25 protein-coding genes are annotated in these 22,732 nt (G+C 49.8%); 8 read left to right on the forward strand and 17 right to left on the reverse strand.

Annotated features, from left to right (window positions below; translation table 11 throughout):
• Positions 1 to 14: 14 nt before the first annotated feature.
• The 3 genes from ftsX to ftsY are packed head-to-tail and all read right to left on the reverse strand — an operon-like array spanning position 15 to position 2,865.
• Complete coding sequence (gene ftsX, locus AC1RJL_RS15030; protein WP_492915431.1) at positions 15 to 1,085, reverse strand: permease-like cell division protein FtsX; 1,071 nt, start codon at positions 1,083 to 1,085, stop codon at positions 15 to 17.
• Entirely contained in the window at positions 1,082 to 1,750 is a 669-nt protein-coding gene (ftsE, locus tag AC1RJL_RS15035) for a cell division ATP-binding protein FtsE (RefSeq protein ID WP_492915433.1), read from the reverse strand. Before ftsE ends, ftsX begins: the two co-directional genes overlap by 4 nt.
• Positions 1,751 to 1,773: 23 nt before the next feature.
• A complete protein-coding gene (gene ftsY, locus AC1RJL_RS15040; RefSeq protein WP_492915435.1) occupies positions 1,774 to 2,865 on the reverse strand; it encodes a signal recognition particle-docking protein FtsY in 1,092 nt (363 codons plus the stop codon).
• A 117-nt stretch (positions 2,866 to 2,982) separates the two neighbouring features.
• Between ftsY and rsmD the strand changes: the two genes are divergently transcribed.
• Positions 2,983 to 3,597 (forward strand): 16S rRNA (guanine(966)-N(2))-methyltransferase RsmD, encoded by a 615-nt coding sequence (rsmD, locus tag AC1RJL_RS15045; protein WP_492915437.1) that lies wholly within the window; start codon positions 2,983 to 2,985, stop codon positions 3,595 to 3,597.
• A gap of 118 nt (positions 3,598 to 3,715) precedes the next feature.
• Positions 3,716 to 4,195 (forward strand): pantetheine-phosphate adenylyltransferase, encoded by a 480-nt coding sequence (gene coaD, locus AC1RJL_RS15050; RefSeq protein WP_492915439.1) that lies wholly within the window; start codon positions 3,716 to 3,718, stop codon positions 4,193 to 4,195.
• Positions 4,196 to 4,215: 20 nt separating this feature from the next.
• On the opposite strand, the gene mutM is transcribed toward coaD, so the two are convergent.
• Complete coding sequence (gene mutM, locus AC1RJL_RS15055) at positions 4,216 to 5,028, reverse strand: bifunctional DNA-formamidopyrimidine glycosylase/DNA-(apurinic or apyrimidinic site) lyase (protein WP_492915441.1); 813 nt, start codon at positions 5,026 to 5,028, stop codon at positions 4,216 to 4,218.
• A 339-nt stretch (positions 5,029 to 5,367) separates the two neighbouring features.
• Here mutM and AC1RJL_RS15060 point away from each other — a divergent pair, with 339 nt between their 5' ends.
• The gene (locus tag AC1RJL_RS15060) at positions 5,368 to 6,012 is read left to right on the forward strand and encodes an Npun_F0296 family exosortase-dependent surface protein (RefSeq protein WP_492915443.1); all 645 of its coding nucleotides are present in this window, start codon (positions 5,368 to 5,370) and stop codon (positions 6,010 to 6,012) included.
• A 66-nt stretch (positions 6,013 to 6,078) separates the two neighbouring features.
• On the opposite strand, the gene AC1RJL_RS15065 is transcribed toward AC1RJL_RS15060, so the two are convergent.
• The 4 genes from AC1RJL_RS15065 to radC form a co-directional block, all read right to left on the reverse strand.
• Positions 6,079 to 7,479 (reverse strand): HDOD domain-containing protein, encoded by a 1,401-nt coding sequence (locus tag AC1RJL_RS15065; protein WP_492915445.1) that lies wholly within the window; start codon positions 7,477 to 7,479, stop codon positions 6,079 to 6,081.
• Between the two features lie 209 nt (positions 7,480 to 7,688).
• The gene (rpmG, locus tag AC1RJL_RS15070; protein ID WP_007639321.1) at positions 7,689 to 7,844 is read right to left on the reverse strand and encodes a 50S ribosomal protein L33; all 156 of its coding nucleotides are present in this window, start codon (positions 7,842 to 7,844) and stop codon (positions 7,689 to 7,691) included.
• A 15-nt stretch (positions 7,845 to 7,859) separates the two neighbouring features.
• A complete protein-coding gene (gene rpmB / locus AC1RJL_RS15075) occupies positions 7,860 to 8,096 on the reverse strand; it encodes a 50S ribosomal protein L28 (protein ID WP_133680424.1) in 237 nt (78 codons plus the stop codon).
• Between the two features lie 290 nt (positions 8,097 to 8,386).
• On the reverse strand, positions 8,387 to 9,061 hold the full coding sequence (gene radC, locus AC1RJL_RS15080; RefSeq protein ID WP_492915448.1) for a RadC family protein: 675 nt from the start codon (positions 9,059 to 9,061) through the stop codon (positions 8,387 to 8,389).
• A gap of 213 nt (positions 9,062 to 9,274) precedes the next feature.
• On the opposite strand from radC, the gene coaBC reads away from it, so the two are divergent.
• The 4 genes from coaBC (at position 9,275) to slmA (ending at position 14,663) form a co-directional block, all read left to right on the forward strand.
• Positions 9,275 to 10,477, forward strand: coding sequence for a bifunctional phosphopantothenoylcysteine decarboxylase/phosphopantothenate--cysteine ligase CoaBC (coaBC, locus tag AC1RJL_RS15085; RefSeq protein ID WP_492915450.1), 1,203 nt, complete (start codon positions 9,275 to 9,277; stop codon positions 10,475 to 10,477).
• A gap of 59 nt (positions 10,478 to 10,536) precedes the next feature.
• A complete protein-coding gene (locus AC1RJL_RS15090; RefSeq protein ID WP_492915452.1) occupies positions 10,537 to 13,065 on the forward strand; it encodes a phosphomannomutase/phosphoglucomutase in 2,529 nt (842 codons plus the stop codon).
• A gap of 6 nt (positions 13,066 to 13,071) precedes the next feature.
• Complete coding sequence (gene argB, locus AC1RJL_RS15095) at positions 13,072 to 13,980, forward strand: acetylglutamate kinase (RefSeq protein WP_492915454.1); 909 nt, start codon at positions 13,072 to 13,074, stop codon at positions 13,978 to 13,980.
• Positions 13,981 to 14,063: 83 nt separating this feature from the next.
• Positions 14,064 to 14,663, forward strand: coding sequence for a nucleoid occlusion factor SlmA (gene slmA, locus AC1RJL_RS15100; protein WP_492915456.1), 600 nt, complete (start codon positions 14,064 to 14,066; stop codon positions 14,661 to 14,663).
• Positions 14,664 to 14,722: 59 nt separating this feature from the next.
• Here the strand turns inward: slmA and AC1RJL_RS15105 are convergent, their stop codons facing one another.
• Positions 14,723 to 15,337 (reverse strand): hypothetical protein, encoded by a 615-nt coding sequence (locus AC1RJL_RS15105; protein WP_492915458.1) that lies wholly within the window; start codon positions 15,335 to 15,337, stop codon positions 14,723 to 14,725.
• Between the two features lie 23 nt (positions 15,338 to 15,360).
• Positions 15,361 to 16,011, reverse strand: coding sequence for an orotate phosphoribosyltransferase (pyrE, locus tag AC1RJL_RS15110; RefSeq protein ID WP_492915460.1), 651 nt, complete (start codon positions 16,009 to 16,011; stop codon positions 15,361 to 15,363).
• Between the two features lie 209 nt (positions 16,012 to 16,220).
• Between pyrE and AC1RJL_RS15115 the strand changes: the two genes are divergently transcribed.
• A complete protein-coding gene (locus tag AC1RJL_RS15115) occupies positions 16,221 to 16,991 on the forward strand; it encodes an exodeoxyribonuclease III (RefSeq protein ID WP_492915461.1) in 771 nt (256 codons plus the stop codon).
• Between the two features lie 73 nt (positions 16,992 to 17,064).
• Here AC1RJL_RS15115 and AC1RJL_RS15120 read toward each other — a convergent pair whose 3' ends face one another.
• The 7 genes from AC1RJL_RS15120 to AC1RJL_RS15150 all read right to left on the reverse strand — a co-directional run bounded on the left by AC1RJL_RS15120 (position 17,065) and on the right by AC1RJL_RS15150 (position 22,683).
• Positions 17,065 to 17,484, reverse strand: a complete 420-nt coding sequence (locus tag AC1RJL_RS15120; RefSeq protein WP_492915463.1) for a Dabb family protein — start codon at positions 17,482 to 17,484, stop codon at positions 17,065 to 17,067.
• A 141-nt stretch (positions 17,485 to 17,625) separates the two neighbouring features.
• A complete protein-coding gene (gene hemW, locus AC1RJL_RS15125; protein ID WP_492915465.1) occupies positions 17,626 to 18,852 on the reverse strand; it encodes a radical SAM family heme chaperone HemW in 1,227 nt (408 codons plus the stop codon).
• Between the two features lies 1 nt (position 18,853).
• A complete protein-coding gene (locus AC1RJL_RS15130; protein WP_492915467.1) occupies positions 18,854 to 19,459 on the reverse strand; it encodes an XTP/dITP diphosphatase in 606 nt (201 codons plus the stop codon).
• 75 nt (positions 19,460 to 19,534) lie between these two features.
• Positions 19,535 to 19,993, reverse strand: coding sequence for a DUF4426 domain-containing protein (locus tag AC1RJL_RS15135; protein ID WP_492915469.1), 459 nt, complete (start codon positions 19,991 to 19,993; stop codon positions 19,535 to 19,537).
• A 26-nt stretch (positions 19,994 to 20,019) separates the two neighbouring features.
• Positions 20,020 to 20,607, reverse strand: coding sequence for a methionine biosynthesis protein MetW (gene metW / locus AC1RJL_RS15140; protein WP_492915471.1), 588 nt, complete (start codon positions 20,605 to 20,607; stop codon positions 20,020 to 20,022).
• Position 20,608: 1 nt separating this feature from the next.
• Positions 20,609 to 21,751 (reverse strand): homoserine O-succinyltransferase MetX, encoded by a 1,143-nt coding sequence (metX, locus tag AC1RJL_RS15145; RefSeq protein ID WP_492915473.1) that lies wholly within the window; start codon positions 21,749 to 21,751, stop codon positions 20,609 to 20,611.
• Positions 21,752 to 21,915: 164 nt separating this feature from the next.
• Positions 21,916 to 22,683, reverse strand: a complete 768-nt coding sequence (locus AC1RJL_RS15150) for a hypothetical protein (protein WP_492915475.1) — start codon at positions 22,681 to 22,683, stop codon at positions 21,916 to 21,918.
• Positions 22,684 to 22,732 lie beyond the last annotated feature (49 nt).

Here is a 22,732-nt window from a genome sequence, read left to right on the forward strand (position 1 = left end):
CACTTTGCTCTCATTTAGCGCGGCTGGATGACATATAAATGCCGCGCTACGGCAATCCAGGCCCCCAACAATCCGGTCAATCCGGCAATCAGGATTAATTGCAGACTTTCGATAACATCCAGACTCTGCAGACGGAAACTGCTTTGGTACAGATCAGCAAGCTGGGTGACTGGCACTGATAACCACCAGAAACCGATTGCCAGCAGGATCGCCGCCACTATGCCACCACCTACGCCATACCACAGGCCGGTATAAAGGAACGGACGACGCACGTAAGCATCAGTCGCGCCAACCAATTTAACCACCACAATCTCGTCGCGTCTGGCTTCAATCGCCATGCGGATGGTATTGCCAATTACCAGCAATACCCCCAATGCCAGCAACCCGGCCAAGGCAACCACAAAGCGCTCGGCCACGGTGATGAATTGATGCAGGCGTTTGACCCACAACATATCCAACCGTACATCTGCCACTAGCGGATCAGCGACCAATGACTGTTGCAGGGATGTGAGCGCATCGGGACCAACCACTTTCGGCTTGACCAGAATCACCGCTGGCAGCGGATTTTCGTCGAGATGGCTCGCTAACTCGCCCAGGCCGGAACCCAATTTGAACTCTTCCAACGCCTGCTCGGGAGATACATAAGTCGCCAGGGCGACATCCGGGCGTTTGGCCCAGCGGCCGCGTAAATCCTGAGCTTGGGTCGCGGTTGCGTCTTTTTTCAGGAAGACCGAAATCTGGCTGGAATCCTGCCAGCTTTTGCCGATCTGCTGGACGTTATTGAACACCACAAACAGCGCCGCCGGCAGGGCGATGGCAATGGCAATTACCAACCAGGTCATCAAGCTTTGCAGGGGCGTACCCAGCATACGCAGCAGGCTCTCAATCGCAGAATTACTGTGGTGGGCGCTCCAGGCATCGAACTTATCGCGCAGCGACATCTGGCTCTGCACCGCACCTTGCGGGCGGATATTCTCGGCGCGCGGCGGCGGTTCGCGGCGCGGGCGATCATTACGGGTATTCGCGCTGGCACCCATACGGTTGGGGCGGCGTTCGGGTTTTGAAGGCGGACGATTCGATTTCACCAGAGCACCCCGTCATGGACCAGTTTGCCTTGCACCAGACCCAATACTCGCTTGTTCATGCGTCTGAGCAGCTCGATATCATGGGTAGCAATCATCACCGTAGTGCCCACTTCATTGAACTGGCGGAACAGGGTCATGATTTCGTTGGATAATTCCGGATCGAGGTTACCGGTCGGTTCATCCGCTAGCAGCAGAGTTGGCTTGTTGACTACGGCGCGGGCGATACCGACCCGCTGTTGCTCACCGCCAGATAACACCACCGGATTGCAGCGCTCTTTATCGAGCAAGTCCACCTTATCGAGCGCTGCGCGCACACGCTTGCCGATTTCCTGATGGGGATAGCCAGCTACCTGCAGCGGCAGGGCGACATTGTCGTACACGGTGCGATCAAACAGCAGTTGGTGATTTTGAAAAACAACGCCGATATTGCGGCGAAAATAGGGAATTTGGCTTTTGGGCAGGCGCGCCAAATGATGGCCATCGACATACACATGGCCGTTGGAAGGCTGTTCCATTAGCATGATGAGCTTCATCAAGGTACTTTTACCGGCACCCGAGTGCCCGGTGAGGAACAACATTTCCCCGGCTTGCACTTCAAAATCTACCCGCGCCAAGGCTTCGTAGCCGGTATCGTAGCGCTTGCTTACGGTCTCAAATCGAATCACAACAAACCCTGTTTACTGAATTATTAAGCGGCATCCGTTTGGTTAAACAGCGCCTTGATAAACGGCTCAGCCGCAAACGGCTGCAAATCATCAATCGCTTCACCGACACCAATAAAACGCACCGGCAGCGCAAATTTCTTACTCAGGGCGAAGATCACCCCGCCTTTCGCCGTACCATCCAGCTTGGTCAGCACCAAACCGGTTACGCCGGCGGCGTCGCGGAATTGCTCGGCCTGGTTAACGGCGTTTTGGCCAGTACCTGCATCCAATACTAACAAGACTTCATGGGGCGCAGACTCATCGAGCTTGGCCATGACACGCTTGACCTTGGACAGCTCATCCATCAAATGGTTTTTGTTGTGCAGGCGACCGGCGGTATCGGCGATGATGACATCAATCCCGCGCGCCTTGGCCGCTTGCAATGCGTCATAAATAACCGAGGCGGAATCGGCACCGGTATGCTGGGCGATCACCGGTACATTGTTGCGCTCGCCCCATACTTGCAGTTGTTCGACCGCCGCGGCGCGGAAAGTATCCCCTGCTGCCAGCATGACTTTCTTACCTTCGTTTTGCAGGCGCTTGGCGAGCTTGCCGATGGTGGTGGTTTTGCCCACCCCATTCACGCCGACCACCAAAATCACATAAGGCTGTCTGGTGGTATCGATTACCAACGGCTTTTCAACAGGGCGCAACAGATCGGTAAGCTGGTCGCGCAGTGCTTGATAGAGCGCATCCACATCGTTGAGCTGCTTGCGCGCGACACGGGCGGTGAGGCTGTCGATAATTTCACTGGTCGCTTCCATTCCCACATCGGCAACCAACAACTGGGTTTCCAGCTCTTCGAACAGATCTTCGTCGATAGTTTTACGGCCGAGGAAAAGATTGCCCAGGCCTTCCGCAAAATTGCTACTGGTGCGGCTAAGGCCTTGCTTGATGCGGGCAAAAAAGCCGAGTTTGGTGGGAGTTTCAGGTTCGGCAACAACCGGTTCCGGCTGCGCCGGCGTAAGCTCGGCCGATGCTGGTTGTGACTCAGGCTCCGTTACAGGCAGTTGCTCATCGGGAGTTGTATTAGCGGTATCGGGCTTTTCGGATTTTTTAAACAGATTGAAAAACATAGTGTTGGTCTGAAGTGTTAGCTAGGGGGCTGTTAATACACACGTGCAGAATTGTTATTCTGCAAATTCAACAAAGCCGCTATCCTAACACTTCTGATCTGTCCATAGAGAAATGCCTTGCCCAAACCAATCGCAAAATCCTTAGCCAAAACGCTTAAAAGCAGTAACCAATTGCGCATCATTGGCGGCTTATGGCGCGGACGCAAATTCAGTTTTCCTGATGCCGACGGTCTGCGCCCTACCGGCGACCGTATCCGCGAAACCCTGTTTAATTGGCTCGCACCGGAGATCCAGGGCGCACACTGCCTCGATTTATTCGCCGGTTCCGGTGCTTTGGGATTGGAAGCTCTGTCGCGCGGTGCGGAATCCAGCTTGTTACTGGAGAAAAATGTCGACGCCGCACGTCAACTGAAAAGCAATTTGCAGTTACTGCAAGCGGACAATGGCAAGGTCGAGCAGGCAGACAGTCTCGCCTGGTTAACGCGCCAGCAACCCGCGCAGCGCTTCGATATTGTGTTTATCGACCCGCCCTTTGCACTTGATTTATGGGAAAAAATCGCCGTTGCGCTCGAAACCGGCAACTGGCTTAGCGACGAGGCGACTATTTATCTGGAAGCGCCGCGCGATGCGCAATTGCAGCTACCCGCCAACTGGCAGCTGCATCGCGACAAACAGGCCGGGCAAGTCAGTTTCCGCCTGTACCATCGCCATGCGGCGGAAAATAACAACTAAACTAATAAACTGAATTCATAATCTAACTACAAGTGTGACGGCGCTCGCGCTGGTCAGTGGCTGGTGAATTTTGTACCATGCGCGCCTCGCCGACCGGCACCCATTACGGAATACACTTATGCGCACAGTGGTCTACCCAGGCACGTTTGATCCCATCACCAACGGCCACATCGATTTGGTAGAGCGCGCCTGCCGCTTGTTCGACAATGTGATAGTTGCGGTTGCGGCCAGCAATCGCAAAAACCCACTGTTTACGTTGGATGAACGTGTCGCGCTAGCGCAGGAAACTTTGTCGCATGTACCCAATGTAACTGTCTGCGGGTTTGATATTTTATTAGTGGAGTTTGTCCGCCAACAAAATGCCCAAGCGGTATTGCGCGGGCTGCGCGCCGTATCGGACTTTGAATACGAATTCCAACTGGCGAATATGAATCGCGCGCTGGCGCCGACCATGGAGAGTATTTTCCTCACCCCGGCCGAACACCTCTCTTATATATCCTCTTCCATCGTGCGCGAGATCGCCTTTCTCGGCGGTGATGTCAGCAAGTTTGTCGCTGGCCCGGTGGAATCAGCACTGAAGCGCAAATTCGACAAATAAGCGCTGTTATTTCCAGTTACTTATTTTTGGCAAATCACGCAATAGACAGTCGTGCGATCACTCATGCGCACCTCTTTTAAAGGTTTTTTGCACAGGGTGCAAGGTTGATCGCCGCGACCGTAAACCAATAGCTCCTGCTTGAAATAACCGGGTTTGCCGTCACCGCCGACAAAATCGCGCAATGTCGTCCCGCCCTGATCAATCGAACGCTGCAAGACAAACTTGATATCGCGCACCAGGTCCTCACAATTTTTGCGTGTCAGTGAGCCGGCTTTGCGGATGGGTTTGATGCCCGCCATAAACAGTGACTCATTTGCGTAAATGTTGCCTACACCCACTACCACTTTGCTATCCATAATGAATTGCTTGATCGCCTGGCTGCGTTTGCGTGTCCGCTCGTACAGGTAATCTGCGGTGAATGCATCAGTCAGCGGCTCTGGCCCCAAATCTGCCAGCAACTTGTGGATCTCCGGCTCGCCCTCTACCCATAACAAACAGCCAAAGCGGCGCGGATCGCAATAGCGCAGGACGCGCTTGCCAAATACCAGATCAAAATGATCGTGGAATGACGGCGGCTCGTCCGGTTCAACGATACGCAGGCTCCCCGACATTCCCAAATGGATAAGCGCGTGGCCATTGCCGAAGTTCAGCAGCAAATACTTACCCCGACGCGCAGCCTTGATAAGCCGACGTCCAATAACCAATTCCGCCAAACCGGCAGTAATTGGCCAGCGCAATTGCGATTGGCGGATGACAATCTCCGTCACTTCTTGACCAACAACGTGAGGCGAGATGCCGCGCAAGGTCGTTTCGACTTCGGGTAATTCGGGCATAGCTATTCCTGTCTTTATCGCGAAAGATCACATGCTAAAGGGCTGATAGAACTAAATCATCTTTTTATGGCGTAAATTTCATCGAAACCATACCAAATATTCTTTCGATGGCATGGAAATAAGCAAACCCTCGACTAGAATTTTAAATGTGACTTTTATCACAAAAATTTGAGAACCAAATCACATTTTTGCAATGGATTGGCCCGCAAGTTGCTCAGTGACAAAGGTTGGCGAAAACCCGGGGGTAGCGGGTAAACGCCGCAATTGTGGACCGCTTGCTGCCCGATTGGTTTTGCGACTATCTGACACTGGCGAATCGTCGATCCTCTGGAGTGCTAAATGAAAAACCTGCTTACCGCGTTACTTTTACCTTTGGTGCTGATAACTGGCGCTGCGCAAGCGCTGCCGATTATTTCCCTTTCCAACACTGGCGATGTCACTACCTCGGTAGTTGGCGCGACAACTATCGATTTTAACTCGGGCTGTGGCTATGTGAGTTGCGTGGGTGATTTTGCCCTGGTGAATGGCAGCGAGAGCGGCAAATACGCGCAGCCCCTGGGCATCGACTCCCAATATTTGAGCGTGCCCAATCCGTCACCAACCAGCCTAAGCGCCACCTTTTCACTCGGCACTACAGCTGATTATTTTGGCCTTTATTGGGGCTCAATCGACAGTTACAACTTCATCAGTTTTTACCTGAACAATGCTCTGGTGGCGAGTTATTCCGGTAGTGATATTGTCGGCCACTTTGCCGATGGTAACCAACTGAGCTTTGCATCCAATCGCTACATCAACTTCAACTTTGGCAGCGATGTTTTTGACAGTGTGAAATTGACCAGCAATGGTTTTGCATTTGAAAGCGACAACCACGCATTTAAAACCCTGGTATCAGTGCCAGAACCCTCTACTGCGTTACTGCTTCTGTTAGGCTTGATTGGCTTGGCATTGGCGCGTCGCCACACTCGTGTTATCCAGCTGAAATAAATTTGATGTAAATAAAAAAACCGCTGCATGATCAAATCATACAGCGGTTTTTTATACCTGACACTTTTAACTAGCCGCACTAAAACGCATCATTAAATTCAATTGATTGACAATCAATTGAAATTCCTCAAATTGGCGTGCGCTCAAATTACCCGTTTCAGCATCCGCATAGGCCACCGCCATCAAGCGTTTATTTAACAATAAAGGTGCAAGAAGAATTGCACCTTTAGCGCCCATCATTTGCAAGGCACCAATATCTTTTTTGGCAACTGCCGGTTGATACCACAAGGGTTGTTGGCTGCGCAAAAACTCATGCAGCAATTCACCTTTATGCAATTGCTCCAGATTAATTTTAACTTGCTGACGCCACAGATGCGTTCCCTTGCCGATCACGTAGCGCACATCCAGCATTTTGCTTTTATGATCGACTACTAAAATCGCTACGCGCGCAATATCCGCACCCTCATGTAAAGTGGCAAGCGACAGTTGGGTAATTTTAGGGAAACCATCGCCAGCCAACATAGCCTTGTGGATAAGGTTTAATTGTTGCTGGAATAAATAATCCGATTTCTTTGCGGATACTTCTTTTTGTTCAATTACTGCCGGATCAGGCAGCGCGCCGATCAATACTTCAACACCGTAAATTTTTGCGATCACTGAAGCTTCATCGGCCATCAACAACACTTGATCACGCGCATCGTCAACTGAAATTTTGCACAGGCTTGCGGTTTGCTGACACAGCTTGTGCAGCTCCGGGCTTTTTATTCCACGATTAATATAGATGCTGATTTCGTTGCCTAAATTCACCGCACGCGCAGCAGCGCTGGAGTGCACATGGTTCTCACAGGCCTCACTCAGTAAATCACCCAACGTCCAATCTTTGATGAGATGACGCGACAGCAAACTGGTATCTACGCCCAAATATTCCACCGCCAAACTGTGCTCCGATTGCGGCTCTTTATCGCGCGCATCGATAAAATCTTCAACAACTTTGCGTCCGGTAGAAATCAATGCGAGTTCACTGATATTGCGCAAGAGTGCAGCGATAAATACCTGCTCTTTTTTTTCACCATCCAGAAACGGCACCATTGCCTTGGCTTGGACTGCAGCGTGAAATGAGCGCGCCAGACTTCGGATCAAATGGATTTTGGGCTTGCCTTGCAGAAAATTTTCAATCAGCGTGGTAGCAAGCGTGATGTTACGCAAATTGTCAAAACCCAAATGGACAATCGCGCGCGATACGGTTTTGATCGATGCAAACGACGGGTTGTAGTGAACCGAGTTGGCGATTTTCAATACTTTGGAAGTGAGGTCGGCATCGCGCAAAATAATTTTGGTCAAATCTTCCGCGCGGCATTTTTCATTTTCGCTCAGCTCACAAATTTCTCTTACCACCGCATTGAGCGTAGGCAATTCTTGTTCGGCAAGAGTCGTCATCCATGCCTCAAGCCCGCGAATCTCAGTCATGGGAAGCCTATTTATCGGAAGTAAAGTACTGTGCAGGGAGATGCAAGGGCGCACCTTGAACTGTTATTGACTATCGTGTTTACCATTGTAGTTCAGGTCGCCAATTCTGCCTTTTGGCGCCGAGGAATCTTTTTATTATCGATAGAAAAATTCAGGCAATAAAAAACCCGGCACAAAGACCGGGTTTTTTAGCGAACACAACAATCACATTACTTGATTTTGCCTTCTTTGTAGACCACGTGCTTGCGCACAACCGGGTCAAACTTTTTGATTTCCATCTTTTCTGGCATGGTGCGCTTGTTCTTGTCAGTCGTGTAGAAGTGACCAGTACCAGCAGAAGAGTTCAGACGAATTTTTTCGCGCATGACAATAGCTCCTAATTACACTTTGTGGCCGTTGGCACGAACATCTACCAACACCGCGTCAATGCCACGCTTGTCGATGATACGCATACCTTTTGGAGTCAGGCGCAGAGTCACGAAACGCTTCTCAGCTTCTACCCAAAAACGGTGAGATTGCAGGTTGGGCAAAAAACGACGCTTGGTGTGGTTTTTTGCGTGGGAAACATTGTTGCCGGTAATTGGACGCTTACCAGTAACTTGACATACCTTGGACATTTTATTGCCTCATTAAAAAATCAGCGCGCTAAGCTGGAAGCGCTGTGTTAGAACCGTAAAACAGACTAACAACCAGCCTGGAGCATTGTTGTAAGCAGCCTATTCTTTCCTGTACGCGGGTAATTCAGGGTCGGAGCAGCAAATTCCAGAGGGAAATTCGCGCGAAAATGACGCTCTTTTAATACGTCTTCACAACCCTGCCGCAAAGAGCCGCGTTTTATACCAAAACAGTCCTGCAATAGCAATGAAAAGCTGTTTTTTTGACCAAAAAAACAGCCACCATGTCAATTTCAGAGTAATCCGCGCTCGGCGAAGGAAATTACCTCGGCATCACCCACTACCATATGATCCAACACCTTTACATCAATCAGCTCCAAAGTGTCCTGCAACCGCCGGGTTATACGGCAATCAGCCTGGCTGGGTTCAGCGATACCACTAGGATGGTTATGAGCCAGAATCAGGCCTGCCGCATTGTGCGCGAGCGCCCGTTTGGCCACCTCACGAGGATAAACCGAGGCGCCATCAATAGTGCCGAAGAACAGTTCTTCATAGGTAATCAGACGATTTTGGCTATCCAGAAACAAGACCGCGAATACTTCGCGCAGCTGATGGCGCAATTGTGCACTCAAATAGCTTCGTACCAGATCCGGGCTGGTGAGCAAATCACCGGCTTTCATCGCCGCTGATAGATGACGGCGCCCCATCTCCAGTACCGCTTGCAGTTGCGCGTATTTGGCATTTCCCAATCCCAACCCTTTACAGAACTCGGTTTGCGATGCCTCCAATAATTGGCGCAAACCGCCGTACTCCTGCAGCAACTCACGCGCAAGGTCAACCGCCGATTTCCCCACGCAGCCAACGCGCAGGAAAATAGCGAGCAACTCCGCATCGGATAAAGCACGCGGGCCATGGGCCAGTAGTTTTTCGCGGGGACGTTCGGCCTCAGGCCAATTGGCAATCGACATAGACAACTCCATTGTAGTGGGATCTTGCATTCCTTTAATGTGGCCAATGATCGGGATGAGTGGCCGGCAGATACGAAAACGGTGGCAAGGATGGTATCTTAACTACCTTTCGTCAAGCCCTGCAGGGCTGGCACCGTTAGTGGCCAATTACGCCTGATAAGGCTAAGGTTGAACACTGTACGACTCTCTTTCAGCCGGGGCTCCTCCGTATCTATGACTTCGCTTGCCAATAAACAGATCCTGCTCGGTGTGACCGGTGGCATCGCTGCCTATAAAAGTGCCGATCTGGTACGACGCCTGCAAGACGCCGGTGCAAGCGTGCAGGTAGTAATGACGCCAGCGGCGCAGGAGTTTATTACTCCGCTGACTCTGCAAGCACTCTCTGGCAATCCCGTACATACGCAATTACTCGACCCGAAAGCGGAAGCCGGTATGGGCCATATCCAGCTCGCGCGCTGGGCCGATCTGGTATTAGTCGCCCCCGCCACCGCCGACTTTATGGCGCGGCTGACACAGGGCATGGGCAATGACTTGCTCACCAGCATCTGCCTCGCGACCGCGGCTCCCATTGCGCTGGCGCCGGCAATGAACCAAGGCATGTGGCGCAATGCCAGCACGCAAGCCAATCTGGATATCCTGCGCCAACGTAAAGTCCATATCCTTGGCCCTGCCGACGGCGGTCAAGCCTGTGGCGATATAGGCCCCGGACGCATGCTGGAGCCACTACAATTAGTTGCCGCCGCTGCAAGCCTGTTTATCAGCGGCAGCCTGGCGGGAAAGAAAGTAGTGATTACTGCCGGCCCGACGCGTGAAGCGCTGGACCCGGTACGCTACCTGAGCAATTACAGCTCGGGCAAAATGGGCTACGCGCTCGCCACCGCCGCCGCCGAAGCAGGTGCAGAGACTATATTGATCAGTGGCCCGACCCAATTACCTACCCCCGAGCGCGTCAAACGTATTAATGTGGTTACCGCTGCCGATATGTATGCGGCCAGTGTGAGCGCCGCCGAAGGTTGCGATTTATTTATCGCCGCTGCCGCTGTCGCCGACTATCGCCCGGAACAGATTGCAGCGCAGAAAATGAAAAAAGGCGCGAGCGATACCTTGACGCTAACGCTGGTGAAAAATCCCGATATAGTCGCCAGCATAGCAGCACGCAATCCCAAACCTTTTACGATCGGCTTCGCCGCTGAAAGTGAAAATGTACTTGAGTATGCGCGCAGCAAATTAGTGCGCAAAAATCTGGACTTGATTGTTGCCAACAATATCAGTGACAACAATATTGGTTTTAACAGCGATGACAATGCCGTCACCCTGGTGGATAAACATACTGAGACTGAAATCAGTCAGCGCAGCAAACAGCAATTGGCGCGTGAGCTTATCGCGCTCTTCGCAAAAAAAATAACAGCACAATAATTTTTGATGTTGATTAACACAATAACATTCATGGTTTAGTTAAACGGAAAGGTATCGGTGTGAACCCACAGGACTTGTCAAAATCCAAAACTGAAGCCGGCGTGCCTTTATCGCGCAGCGCGCAGCGCGCATTGGATGCCGCCAAACGCAAAGCGGCCGTCCAACAAAAAATACTTCTGATATTGTTGGGCATTGCATTAGTGCTTAATGCCATTATCGGCTACGTGCTTTATCAAAAACTGGTAGTGCAACAACAACAGGAAAATTTGCTTTCGCTGACCCAGGCAAAGGTAGACGAGCACAGCAAAACACTTGCTCGCTACTTCCAGCAACAGACCGAACTTATTGATAAGCTTGCCGCTGAACCGGAGTTGGTCGCAAGTCTCGATTTCACCAATATCGAAAACACACCTGAAGCACGTGCGTTACTGGAAACCAAGTGGCAGGAACAAACTACCGCTGCACTCAAGCTGCGGTTGATCCCGCGCGGCAGTGCAGAGTTGGATCGCGAAGCAGAATTCCCGATTCGTTACGCTGAACTGGATTTAATCCAGCGCGCAGAAAAGCGCGAACCCGCTTTGCCAGAGCTAATAGTTATTAATGAACGCTGGATGATTAACTGGGTTCGCCCACTCGCTCTGGATGATAAAAGCGAGCCATTGGGCACCTTGATGGTCACCACCGATGCGAATGAAATGATTAATTCGTTTGGTAGCACCGAGCAAGATCTCGGGGAATATATTCTGTTACAACAATTTACCGGCAGCCCGGCACAAATTGTTAAAAAAATCGGCACTGGCGCTGTGGGTAATAGTTTGCAAGGCGAGGTCGTCGGCAGTCATTTAGCAGTGAAATTTACTCCCTCGCCACAATTACTGAAACTCGCCGAAGAACTTCCCGCATTGTGGCTGATGACAATTAGCCTGATTGTAGCCAGCAGTCTGGCGTTGGTCTGGTTCCTCAGCAAAATCCTTGTTCGCGCTGAATTGGGTGAACAAAATAATGTAACTCCATCGATAGCAGAGGTCGTCAAAACCAGTAAGGAATCGGTTAACGCCGATGACGCAATGGCGAATCCAATGTTTCAAAAACAGGACATTCTCGACATTGCTGTTATTGATGAAGATGAAAATATTCTCGGCCTGCAACAGGCATCCGGCAAAAAATCCAGCACAGCGGCACGCAGCAAAATTAATGAAGATGATGTGCCCGCCGAAATATTTCGCTCCTATGATATTCGCGGTCTGGTCGGTGACCAAATTACACCCGAACTCGCGCAATTAATTGGCCAGGCAGTTGGCAGTGAAGCGATAGACCAGGGCGAGCAGGGAATCGTTGTCGCGCGCGATGGCCGCACGCATAGTGAAGGCTTAACCCAGGCATTGATACGCGGAATTCTGCGCTCCGGTTGTAATGTTATCAATATCGGTGTTGTACCTACGCCACTCATGTATTTTTCAACATTTCACTTCGACGATACCAGCAGTGGCGTAATGGTAACCGCCAGCCACAATCCCAAGGAATACAATGGTTTTAAAGTGGTTATTAATAATAAGGCACTCGCGGATGAGGCAGTCGTTGATTTACGTTCGCGCATTATCGGCCAACGTTTTCATCAAGGCCTGGGCGAGGAAATCCCGCGCACGATTATTCCCGATTATATCGACCGGATTTTTTCCGATGTCGCCCTCGCCAGCAATGTATCGATTGTTGTAGACGCCGGCAATGCTGTGCCCGGTATAGTCGCGCCGCAATTGTTTGAAGAATTGGGCTGCGATGTAATTCCACTATTTTGCGATTTGGACGGCGAATTTCCCAACCATGATCCCGACCCTACCATTGAAAAAAATCTGCAGGCATTAATTGCCAAAGTACAAGAGAGCAATGCCGATATCGGTGTCGCTTTCGATGGCGATGGTGATCGCTTGGTCGTTGTCACACCCAAAGGCGATATTATTTGGCCCGACAGATTATTAATGCTCTTTGCCAAAGATGTACTTTCACGCAATCCCGGTGCCGATGTATTGTTCGATGTAAAATGTTCGCGCCAGTTAAACCAGGTTATTAGCAGCTACGGTGGTCGCCCGATCATGTGGAAGACCGGCCACTCGCCTATGAAAGCAAAAATGGAAGAAACACAGGCATTAATTGGTGGCGAATATTCCGGCCATATTTTTATTAAAGACCGCTGGTATGGTTTTGATGATGGCATCTATGCCATGGCACGTTTGCTGGAAATCATCACCCTGCGCGACCAGAAAATTGATGATATTTTTGCCGCGTTCCCACAATTGCATTCAACACCGGAAATTAAAATTGCCATTCCCGAACTCGATAAGTTCGCGCTGATCAAAAAACTTGGCGAGATCAGCGATTTTGCCAATGGCACAGTGACCACTATTGATGGCCTTCGTGTCGATTACACCAAAGGTTGGGGATTGGTACGCGCCTCCAATACATCACCTGCCCTGACCTTACGTTTTGAGGCTGAGTCGCCGGATGCGCTGGAAAAAATCCAGCAAATATTCAAACGAGAATTGTTAAAAGTCGACAACCGTTTAACGTTCAATATCAATTCACAGGATTAATTTGTTATGTCTTTAAACCGCGAATCAGCGATGAACATCGCCAACGTATTAACTGAAGCACTGCCTTATATCCAACGCTTTACCGGTAAAACTGTCGTGGTAAAATTTGGCGGTAATGCAATGGAAGGCGAAGAACTGCAAAACAGTTTTGCACGCGATATCGTATTAATGAAATTGGTTGGTATGAATCCGGTGGTCGTGCACGGCGGCGGCCCGCAAATCGGCAGCCTGCTGGAAAAATTAAATATCAAATCCGAATTCATCAATGGCATGCGTGTCACCGATAGCGCGACTATGGATGTAGTGGAAATGGTATTGGGCGGTACCGTTAACAAACAAATTGTGAGCCTGATTAATCGCAACGGCGGCCAAGCGATTGGCTTGACCGGTAAAGATGGTAAATTAATCCAGGCAAAAAAATTAACCGTTACCCATAAAACACCGGAAATGCTCGCACCGGAAATTCTCGATATCGGTCATGTCGGTGAGGTAGCAAACGTAAATACGTCAGTTATTGACATGTTGATCAATAGCGATTTTATTCCTGTAATCGCACCTATCGGTGTTGGTGAAGATGGTTCCTCTTATAACATCAACGCTGACCTGGTCGCGGGAAAAATTGCTGAATTTTTACGTGCTGAAAAATTAATGCTGCTCACCAACGTATCGGGCCTGCAAGATAAACAAGGCAATGTATTGACCGGCCTCAGCACTGAACAAGTCGACGGACTGATTGCGGATGGCACTATTTATGGTGGCATGCTGCCCAAGATTGCCTGTGCACTCGATGCGGTGAAAGCGGGTGTTACCAGCGCTCATATTGTCGATGGTCGTGTTAATCACGCTGTACTGTTGGAAATTTTTACCGATGTAGGGGTGGGCACACTCATTACCAATAAAGCACGTAATGCGTGATACTGTGCGTGCGCGGTTTTCAATAACGCGCGCGCTTCTTGAATGAATTCGTCCTGACTGGAATCATACTGAACGGAGTCACTATGAATAAAACGCCAAGCAAAACCCCTCGCCGCCAGCAAATTCTTGAATGCCTTGCACGCATGCTGGAAGCCAGTCCGGGCGAACGGATTACAACATCTGCACTGGCAAAAGAAGTCGGCGTTTCGGAGGCTGCACTTTATCGCCACTTTCCCAGTAAATCCAAAATGTTTGAGGGTCTGATTGAATTCATTGAAGAAACTATTTTTTCGCGCATCACCCTGATTTTGGCAGAAGAGAAATCTGCATTAAAACGCTGCGAAAAAATTCTCTCCCTTTTACTTACTTTCGCTGAACGTAATCCGGGTTTAACTCGCCTACTGACGGGCGATGCCCTCACTGGCGAAACTGAGCGTTTGCGCGTCCGTATCGCGCAATTTTTTGATCGTATCGAAACCCAATTAAAACAAATTTTGCGCGAAGCAGAATTACGCGAAGGCTTACATTCCCAGCTGCCTGTTGCTGCAGCGGCTAACCTGTTAATTGCATTGGCCGATGGCCGTATCGCTGAATTTGTCCGTACCGAATTCCGCCGCCGCCCCACCGAACATTGGCAAGAGCAGTGGCAGCTTATCGCACAAGGTTTTTTGATTGCGGGTTAACTCACAACATCCAGAGGTAAAAAAACCGGCCATAGCCGGTTTTTTTATTTGCAGAAGCATTATTGCTCTTTGCTAATTTCTATAAAGCGTTTGCGATCATCGTCAAACTTTTTCTCTACCACTTTAAGTTCTTCTTCACGCTGTTGAATTTGCAATTGGATATCTTTTTCATCCTGCATCAAGTTATTGATATTTTTTAACAAGTCTTCCGGTAATTGCCGGCCAGTTCGTTCAATCGAGGCCGCTTGTGATTGCGACTCTTGTAACCGCGTCCTGGTCGACGTGAGATTCGCCTGCATGATATTAATATTGCCGCGTAAACTTTCCAGATTGCGGCTTTTTGCAGCATCAATATCGGCAACGTTGCTATAGCTGCGGCGCAATTGGATATCTTCGCGCTCGCGATCTTTACTTGCTAACTTTTCGAGCCGCAAACGTTCGCCTTCTGCGCCCTGCACTACTGGTGCAACAACTTTAATAACTTTGCCGCTGCGCGACATAATTTCATAGCCGTTATTTACATACTGGGGTGGGATAGCACTATCCAATACTGTAACGCCATCCTTGTTTTTATAGCGATAAATCACCTTGCCCGCTGACTCTTTTTGAGCAGCTACCAAGCCGCTCATTAGCAACGAACTACAAGTAATCAATACCAACAACAAGCTGCGCATTTATGTCAGTCACCTCAGTTGCATCACGCCGACGCTACACCGTAGGTCGCGCGATATTCTTTAATTTTGTCCACCATCGCCTCTTGGCCACTTTGGTTTTCGAGGTAATCAATGATGTGATTCAGGTTAATAATACTAATGACCGGAATACCAAAGGTTTGTTCTACTTCCTGGATTGCAGAGATTTGACCCTGTCCTTTTTCCTGGCGATTCAAGCCAATTAATACCGCTGCCGGTTTAGCGCCTGCCGCAGCGATAATACCCATCACTTCGCGCACTGCGGTACCGGCGGTGATCACATCATCCACAATCAGAACTTTTCCCCTGAGAGGCGCTCCTACCAAGGTTCCGCCCTCGCCGTGATCCTTCGCCTCTTTGCGGTTATAGCAATAAGGCAAGTCGCGCTGATGCTCATCTGCCAAGGCAATCGCGGTGGTCGCCGCCAGGGGAATACCTTTATATGCCGGGCCAAACACTATATCGAATTCAACACCGGATGCAGTGATTGCCGCCGCATAATGGCGGCCCAGCTCAGCCAATGCCTGCCCGGTCTGGAAACGCCCGGCATTAAAGAAGTAAGGACTGGTGCGGCCTGACTTGAGCAAAAATTCACCAAAGCATAGCGCCTGATGTCTGACAGCTAGCTGAATGAAATCAAATTGGTATTTTTCCATGCAAAATATCCGACTATGAACTAAGTTTGAGGTGACAAAATAAATACAACGAGGTTCTGCCTAAGAGCAGGCCCGCATTTGGCTTCTACAGCACTCCAAATGTAAGGATGTGAAAAATCGTAACGTCTACCACAAAAAACCCAGTTTTGACGGTAACACAATCACACAAAGCTCGGGTATGATACACAGTCCGTAATCAAGGGGCTAACATGAGAGTTATCAGTCTTAGCGTCGATGGTATTTTTCAGGCGGCGCAACGCGGCCTCTACACGTGGCTCGCGAATCAGGATGCAGATTTTATCTGTTTACAGGATTTACGCGCATTAGAGCGTGAGCTGGAAAAACCCGAGTTTGAACTCAAGGGCTATCACGCCTATTTTTTCGATTCAGGTACCAAACACTATAACGGGGTTGCCATTTACACCCGCCAGCAACCAAAAGCGCTTATTTACGGCTTGGGTTTTGCCTCCGGCGTGGATATGGAGGGCCGTTACCTGCAAGTGGATTTTGAGCAATTAAGTATTGGCTCACTCCTCGCCCCCAGCGCCAGTTCCGAGATGGAATCACAAGAAGTCAAAATCAAGTTCTTTGACGATTTCCAGGCCCATCTGGACAAAATTACCCGCAAACGCCGTGAATATATTTTCTGCGGCAACTGGCAGATGGCACATACTCCCAAAGATGTGAGCAACAGTGCTGCCAACCAACATAATTCCGGCTTTCTGCCCCACGAACGCCAATGGTTGAGCCAATTGTTTAATCAAATCGGCTATGTGGATGCCTTCCGTAAAGTGAATAAAGACGGCGATGAATACAGCTGGTGGCCAAAAGGCCTTAAAGATGATGGTGATGGTTGGCGGACCGATTTCCAGGTTGTCTCCAATAGCCTCGGTCCAAAAGTTGAATATGCGGCTATCTATAAAACCCAGCAGTTCTCCAGCCATATGCCGGTCATTATTGATTACGACATAGAACTGTAAAACTGGAATCATTAAAAAACCCGCTACGGATTACTGCAGCGGGTTTTTTTATTAGCACGAATAGATAATCTCGCTATTGATCCACTTTCAGCGCGTCATACACCACCACTTTGCTCCACAAATGCTGATGTTCGTCGACAAACTTTTTATGCAGCGGATGCACCTGATACGCATCTTGCCCCGCTACATCATCAAAACCCAGCAGCTCCGACACATGGTAAGAGTTATCAACTACATCACGTTTTTCTGTCGATGCAGGAACACCCACATGGATGCTGCGCACAGTTTCAATCGCAGCAAGGGATTTAACGCCCGCAATCAATTTAGCGCGGTCGGCCGCAGAATCGGGATTCTTGAGCCAGAAAAAAACATGGTGCAGTAATGTAGGCATGGCGTTGCTCGCGGTAGTAGGTGCCGCCAATGCGCCAACTGATGCAAGTGCCGCGCCGGCAACGGCACCGGCGGTTAGGAATTCACGGCGTGTAGTAGTCATCTTCGCTCCTTTTTTCGTAGGTGTCTTGTCGTCAGGAAGTGAACAATTACCCTGATTTAGGCCCTGAGCAATAATTTTTACGCAAGATTACCCAAACCTTATAAAACACCCGCGCGAATTGTTTGCATTTCAGCACATTCACTATTCCGGCTCTTGCATAAACTCTTGCAAAACACGATTGAGGAAGCGGCGCCCCAATGCACTCGGACGGGCATAGCCCTGTTCAATTTCTACTAGCTTCTGTTGTGTTAACGACTGCCACATTTCATCTACTGCCTGCCAGGCAAGTCCCGTGCGCTCGGTGAAATAATTGACCGGCACACCCGCGTGCAAACGCAGCGCATTCATCATAAATTCCAACGGCAGCGCGCCGGGCAATAATAAATCACTGCCACCGCCAAATACATTTTGATGTCCGCCCAGATTAGTAGAAATTTTTTGCGAGCTTGCTGCATCCAAATAATGTTTGGGCAAGCGGGTTTTCCACAAGCGCAGGATTTTATTTTCCGCAGGCAAGGTAACCTTGCCATGAGCACCCGCACCGGTTCCCAAATAATCGCCAAACTCCCAATAGTTTAGATTATGGCGTGCGCATTTTTTGTCGCGGGCATAGGCCGATATTTCATATTGCTCGTAACCGGCAGCAGCCAATAACTCAACACCATCATCCTGGATATCGGCAAGAATTTCTTCTTCCGGCAATACCGGCGGTGCGGAATAAAACGCCGTGTTTTGTTCGATAGTCAGTTGGTACCAGGAGAGATGTTCGGGCGCGAGATCAATCGCCTGCTGCAAATCGGCTTTGGCATCAGCAACCGATTGCTCAGGCAATCCGTGCATTAAATCCAGGTTGATATTATCGAAGCCCGCGTTGCGCGCAACGCCCACCGCACGCAAGGCTTCAGCGCGCCCGTGCACACGGCCGAGCAATTTTAATTGATGATCATTAAAACTTTGGATACCGATGGATAAACGATTAACACCCACCGCGCGAAAACCGGAAAATTTTTCCTGTTCAAAGGTGCCCGGATTTGCCTCGAGGGTGATTTCGATATCCGGTTCAAAACCAACAATATTTTCCGCATCTTTTAATATCTGTCCAATCGCTTGCGCCGACAACATGCTCGGCGTACCGCCGCCGAAAAAAATACTGGTGAGCTTGCGCCCCTGTGCGAGACTTTGGTCTTGTTGCAAATCAAAGCGCAATGCGGCGACATACTCCGCCTCCGGAATATCATCATTCGCCTGATGGGAATTAAAATCGCAATAGGGGCACTTGCGAATACACCAGGGCACGTGGACATAGAGCGCTAGCGGTGGTAATTGTAGTGATAGCGGCGGCAGCTGCAATTTGGCTTTGAAAGACATTTTAGCTACCGGTCAGCGTAGATAATTTTTGCAACAATTCCTGCATAGCTTTGCCGCGATGGCTGATACGGTTTTTTTCTGCCTTATCCAATTCTGCGGAAGCGCAATTGTGGCTGGGCACAAAAAATAATGGATCGTAACCAAAACCACCTTCGCCGCGCGGCTCGCTAAGAATCACGCCTTCCCATGTACCGTGACATAAAATGGGGGTCGGATCTTCCGCGTGACGCATAAACGCCAGCACTGCATGGTAACGCGCTGTGCGTTGCGGTTCTGGAGTGCCTGCCAATTCTTGCAGTAATTTTTTATTGTTGTCCGCATCTTTTGCACCTTCACCCGCGTAGCGCGCAGAATAAATTCCCGGACGACCATTAAGTGCATCGACTTCAATACCGGAATCATCGGCGATAGCAGGCAACCCGGTTTTTGCGCAGGCATAACGCGCTTTGATGATGGCATTTTCCACAAACGTTAAGCCGGTTTCTTCCGCATTCTCGCTAAAAAAATCCGATTGCGGCACTACCTCAAAACCAAAGCCGTTCAACAATTGCTTGAACTCGCGCAACTTTCCTGCGTTACCGCTGGCAAGGACAATTTTTTTCATCATAAAACCCAATTTATATTAACAATGCAGTGAAAGAAAAGGCGCCTCTTGGCGCCTTTGCATGCAGACTAATCGTATTTACTCTGTATAGAGCGTGCGATTAAAATTAATCGTCAAAGGTTTACTATTGGTGTCTGCACTCACTTTAATATCAAAATGCAGAACCTCTTCATTGTTGAATACCAGCGGTGCTATGTAGTAAGTCGCGCTGCCTTCTTTAATTTCGATAAAATTGAGCGCTTGTGTTTGCTGCATCAAATTTTTTGTGGCACCGCTGATTTTTGCCGGCAATCCCAAACTGGTCTGGCCATTTTCAGTTTTAGTCAGGCTGATATTGACTAAAGCACGGTCTTTACCACGCACCAGTTTGTAAGCTTCGGCAACTTTTGCAGGAATATCAGTGCTGTTAAAAACGTTGTAATGCACCGTGTAATCGCCGAAGGCTTGTGTAGTGCTGATTTCTTTTGGTTGATCGATTTGTGCCTGGGTTGTTGCAGCAACCAAACCCAGCAGAAGACCTTGTAATAACTTTTTCATATCAATTCCCGTAAATGGTCTGTGAGTTATTTGCTCAAATGATAAATCGCCGTCTCGCCAAACAGGTTGGGCATAAAATCTTTTAAGGTTTGGCCGGATTGTTCGTTCACGACTTGCCGATGAATGACTTTGATATTGCGCTCGCGGCAAAGGACTTCAAAATCTTTGAACGTACAGAAGTGGATGTTCGGTGTGTCGTACCATTCGTAAGGCAATAAATCTGACACCGGCATACGGCCGCGCGTGGCTAAATAGAAGCGCGCTTTCCAATGGCCGAAGTTGGGAAAGGTCACTATGCATTCTTTGCCGACACGCAACATTTCATCCAATACCAGATGCGGGAAGTGTAATGTTTGCAATGCCTGGGTCATCAATACGGTGTCAAAACTTTTATCGGCAAAATTACCCAAACCGCGGTCAAGGTTTTGTTCGATTACATTTAAACCTTTATCGATACAAGTATTGATTTGCGCTGCATCAATTTCCAAACCGTAGCCTTGTACTTGTTTGGTATCGATCAAAAATTTCAGCAGTGTGCCATCGCCACAACCCAGGTCGAGAATGCGGCTATCTTGTTGTATCCAATGTTGGATTTCATTGAGATCTATACGCATGTCACACACTCACACCAGCGAGATAACGTTTGAACACTTGTTCGTAGCGTTCATCGGGTAATAAAAAAGCATCGTGACCGTGTTTGGATTCTATTTCGGCGTAAGTGACCGAACGATTGGCGCCGACCAGTGCGTTGACAATTTCATGCGAGCGCTCAGGTGCAAAACGCCAATCGGTGCTGAATGAGACAACCAAAAATTTTGCGTTGGTTTGTTTAAATGCACTGACCGGATCGTCGCCGTATTCGCGCGCGAGATCAAAATAATCCAGCGCTTTGGTGATGCGGATATAAGAATTCGCATCAAAGGTATTGGCAAAGCTATCGCCCTGGTAGCGCAGGTAACTTTCGATCTGGAATTCCACCGGCTCATCGCTGCCGAGTTCAAAACTGCCGCTGCGCAGATCGCGGCCAAACTTTTCGCCCATCGCAAAATCGGAAAGATAAGTGATGTGGCCGATCATGCGCGCAACCGCCAACCCGTTTTTGGGCAGGGTGTTGTGCTCGATGTAATCGCCATCGCAAAAATTCGGGTCGCTGATAATCGCTTTGCGTGCCGCTTCATTAAATGCAATATTTTGTGCGGTGAGTTTCATCGCCGAAGCGATGACCACCGCGTGGCGGATGCGCTGTGGAAAATCGAGCGCCCAGCGCATTACCTGCATGCCGCCGAGGCTACCGCCAATAACCGCCGCCCACACATCAATACCCAATACATCGGCCAAGCGCGCCTGGCTCGCCACCCAATCGCGCACGCGGATCATCGGGAAGTCGGCACCCCAGGCTTTGCCGGTTGCCGGGTTGACCGAGCGCGGACCAGTCGAACCGTGGCAGCCGCCGAGGTTATTGAGCGCAACGACGAAAAATTTATTGGTGTCGATAGGTTTGCCGGGGCCGATATAGGCATCCCACCAGCCGGGACGTTTGTCATCCATGCTGTGATAACCGGCCGCGTGGTGATGGCCGGACAGCGCGTGGCAAATCAGCACGGCATTGGATTTTGCTGCATTCAACTGGCCGTAGGTTTCGTAGACCAATTCGTACTCATCAAGCGTCCTGCCGCAGGCCAGCAACAGCGGCGCGGTGAAGTGATGGGTTTGGGGAGTGACAAGACCTACCGAATCGGCAGGCATCTGGTTTGGCATGGGTGTCTCGGCATGATTCCAAATGGCGCAAGTCTAAAGAGAGCGGCCTGTAGCTGCAAGGTTAGCGTGGTATTTCGGGCGCCGCGACTAATCCTCCCCAAATGGTCGCGCCATAAATAAAAAAGCCAGGCATCGCTGCCTGGCTCTTCTGTTATCAGAATCGATTATTTGCCGTAGTACCCCAAGTATTTCGTGGCGTACTTACGCAATTTCTTATCGGTAGCTTCGGCGGCGACCTTTTCAATAGTCGGTTTGTACTCCAGGTTGCGGCTGCCTGCCAATGCACGCGCTGCCCAGGCAATCGCATCCAGACGCTCGCGCTCTAGCGTTTGCTGGTAGTTTTTCTCGATGGTGCCATTCAGCAATACCATCAACTCCGGTTGATAGTCCTGGCTGTAATGGACACGTTTGGCTGCAAGACGGACAAGGTCGGTATTGTCACTTTTCAGCATATTGGCAAGGCGCTGGTTAAGCGATGGATGAGCTGCTGCAGGCCAGGATTGCGGTGCAATCAGCGGGTTCAGTTTTGCGTAAACCGCCAGATTAGGAAGCGCCTGTTCCGCGTGTTTTTTCAATTTTTTATGCGGTGCTTCGGCGATGATTTTTTCAATGGTCGCGCGGTATTTTTCGTTGCCGGAATAAGCCAATGCCTTGGTCAAATGGGCGACGTAGTTGATAGTCACCTTATCAGTTGCCTGTGGCAACGATTTAAGTGCGGCAGCTTCGACCAGGTCGAACAATTGCGGTGATGAAATACCCGCCCACTCCAAGGCTTGTGCCGCTTTTTCCTGCTCAAGCTGACCGCCCGACTGGAATACTTTTACAAACTCTTCCGGGGTCTCCGGCGCAGCCTGGACAACACCGGCAACTACCAGCGCGGCCCCCATTAACAGCGGGCGTAGCGACAATCGTAATAACGAACGTAACAACATAGGCCTATCTCCTTATCATAAAAATACGCCGGCCGTAAACGCGGCCGGC

The organism is Cellvibrio sp. GW822-FHT04B05, assembly GCF_058800985.1.

What these genes read in the sequence shown, in the direction of transcription:
- ftsY (WP_492915435.1), bottom strand. Translation starts at nt 2,865, where the DNA reads ATGTTTTTCAATCTGTTTAAAAAATCCGAAAAGCCCGATACCGCTAAT.
- coaD (WP_492915439.1), top strand. Translation starts at nt 3,716, where the DNA reads ATGCGCACAGTGGTCTACCCAGGCACGTTTGATCCCATCACCAACGGC.
- mutM (WP_492915441.1), bottom strand. Translation starts at nt 5,028, where the DNA reads ATGCCCGAATTACCCGAAGTCGAAACGACCTTGCGCGGCATCTCGCCT.
- AC1RJL_RS15060 (WP_492915443.1), top strand. Translation starts at nt 5,368, where the DNA reads ATGAAAAACCTGCTTACCGCGTTACTTTTACCTTTGGTGCTGATAACT.
- AC1RJL_RS15065 (WP_492915445.1), bottom strand. Translation starts at nt 7,479, where the DNA reads ATGACTGAGATTCGCGGGCTTGAGGCATGGATGACGACTCTTGCCGAA.
- rpmG (WP_007639321.1), bottom strand. Translation starts at nt 7,844, where the DNA reads ATGCGCGAAAAAATTCGTCTGAACTCTTCTGCTGGTACTGGTCACTTC.
- rpmB (WP_133680424.1), bottom strand. Translation starts at nt 8,096, where the DNA reads ATGTCCAAGGTATGTCAAGTTACTGGTAAGCGTCCAATTACCGGCAAC.
- radC (WP_492915448.1), bottom strand. Translation starts at nt 9,061, where the DNA reads ATGTCGATTGCCAATTGGCCTGAGGCCGAACGTCCCCGCGAAAAACTA.
- coaBC (WP_492915450.1), top strand. Translation starts at nt 9,275, where the DNA reads ATGACTTCGCTTGCCAATAAACAGATCCTGCTCGGTGTGACCGGTGGC.
- argB (WP_492915454.1), top strand. Translation starts at nt 13,072, where the DNA reads ATGTCTTTAAACCGCGAATCAGCGATGAACATCGCCAACGTATTAACT.
- slmA (WP_492915456.1), top strand. Translation starts at nt 14,064, where the DNA reads ATGAATAAAACGCCAAGCAAAACCCCTCGCCGCCAGCAAATTCTTGAA.
- AC1RJL_RS15105 (WP_492915458.1), bottom strand. Translation starts at nt 15,337, where the DNA reads ATGCGCAGCTTGTTGTTGGTATTGATTACTTGTAGTTCGTTGCTAATG.
- pyrE (WP_492915460.1), bottom strand. Translation starts at nt 16,011, where the DNA reads ATGGAAAAATACCAATTTGATTTCATTCAGCTAGCTGTCAGACATCAG.
- AC1RJL_RS15115 (WP_492915461.1), top strand. Translation starts at nt 16,221, where the DNA reads ATGAGAGTTATCAGTCTTAGCGTCGATGGTATTTTTCAGGCGGCGCAA.
- AC1RJL_RS15120 (WP_492915463.1), bottom strand. Translation starts at nt 17,484, where the DNA reads ATGACTACTACACGCCGTGAATTCCTAACCGCCGGTGCCGTTGCCGGC.
- hemW (WP_492915465.1), bottom strand. Translation starts at nt 18,852, where the DNA reads ATGTCTTTCAAAGCCAAATTGCAGCTGCCGCCGCTATCACTACAATTA.
- AC1RJL_RS15130 (WP_492915467.1), bottom strand. Translation starts at nt 19,459, where the DNA reads ATGATGAAAAAAATTGTCCTTGCCAGCGGTAACGCAGGAAAGTTGCGC.
- AC1RJL_RS15135 (WP_492915469.1), bottom strand. Translation starts at nt 19,993, where the DNA reads ATGAAAAAGTTATTACAAGGTCTTCTGCTGGGTTTGGTTGCTGCAACA.
- metW (WP_492915471.1), bottom strand. Translation starts at nt 20,607, where the DNA reads ATGCGTATAGATCTCAATGAAATCCAACATTGGATACAACAAGATAGC.
- metX (WP_492915473.1), bottom strand. Translation starts at nt 21,751, where the DNA reads ATGCCAAACCAGATGCCTGCCGATTCGGTAGGTCTTGTCACTCCCCAA.
- AC1RJL_RS15150 (WP_492915475.1), bottom strand. Translation starts at nt 22,683, where the DNA reads ATGTTGTTACGTTCGTTATTACGATTGTCGCTACGCCCGCTGTTAATG.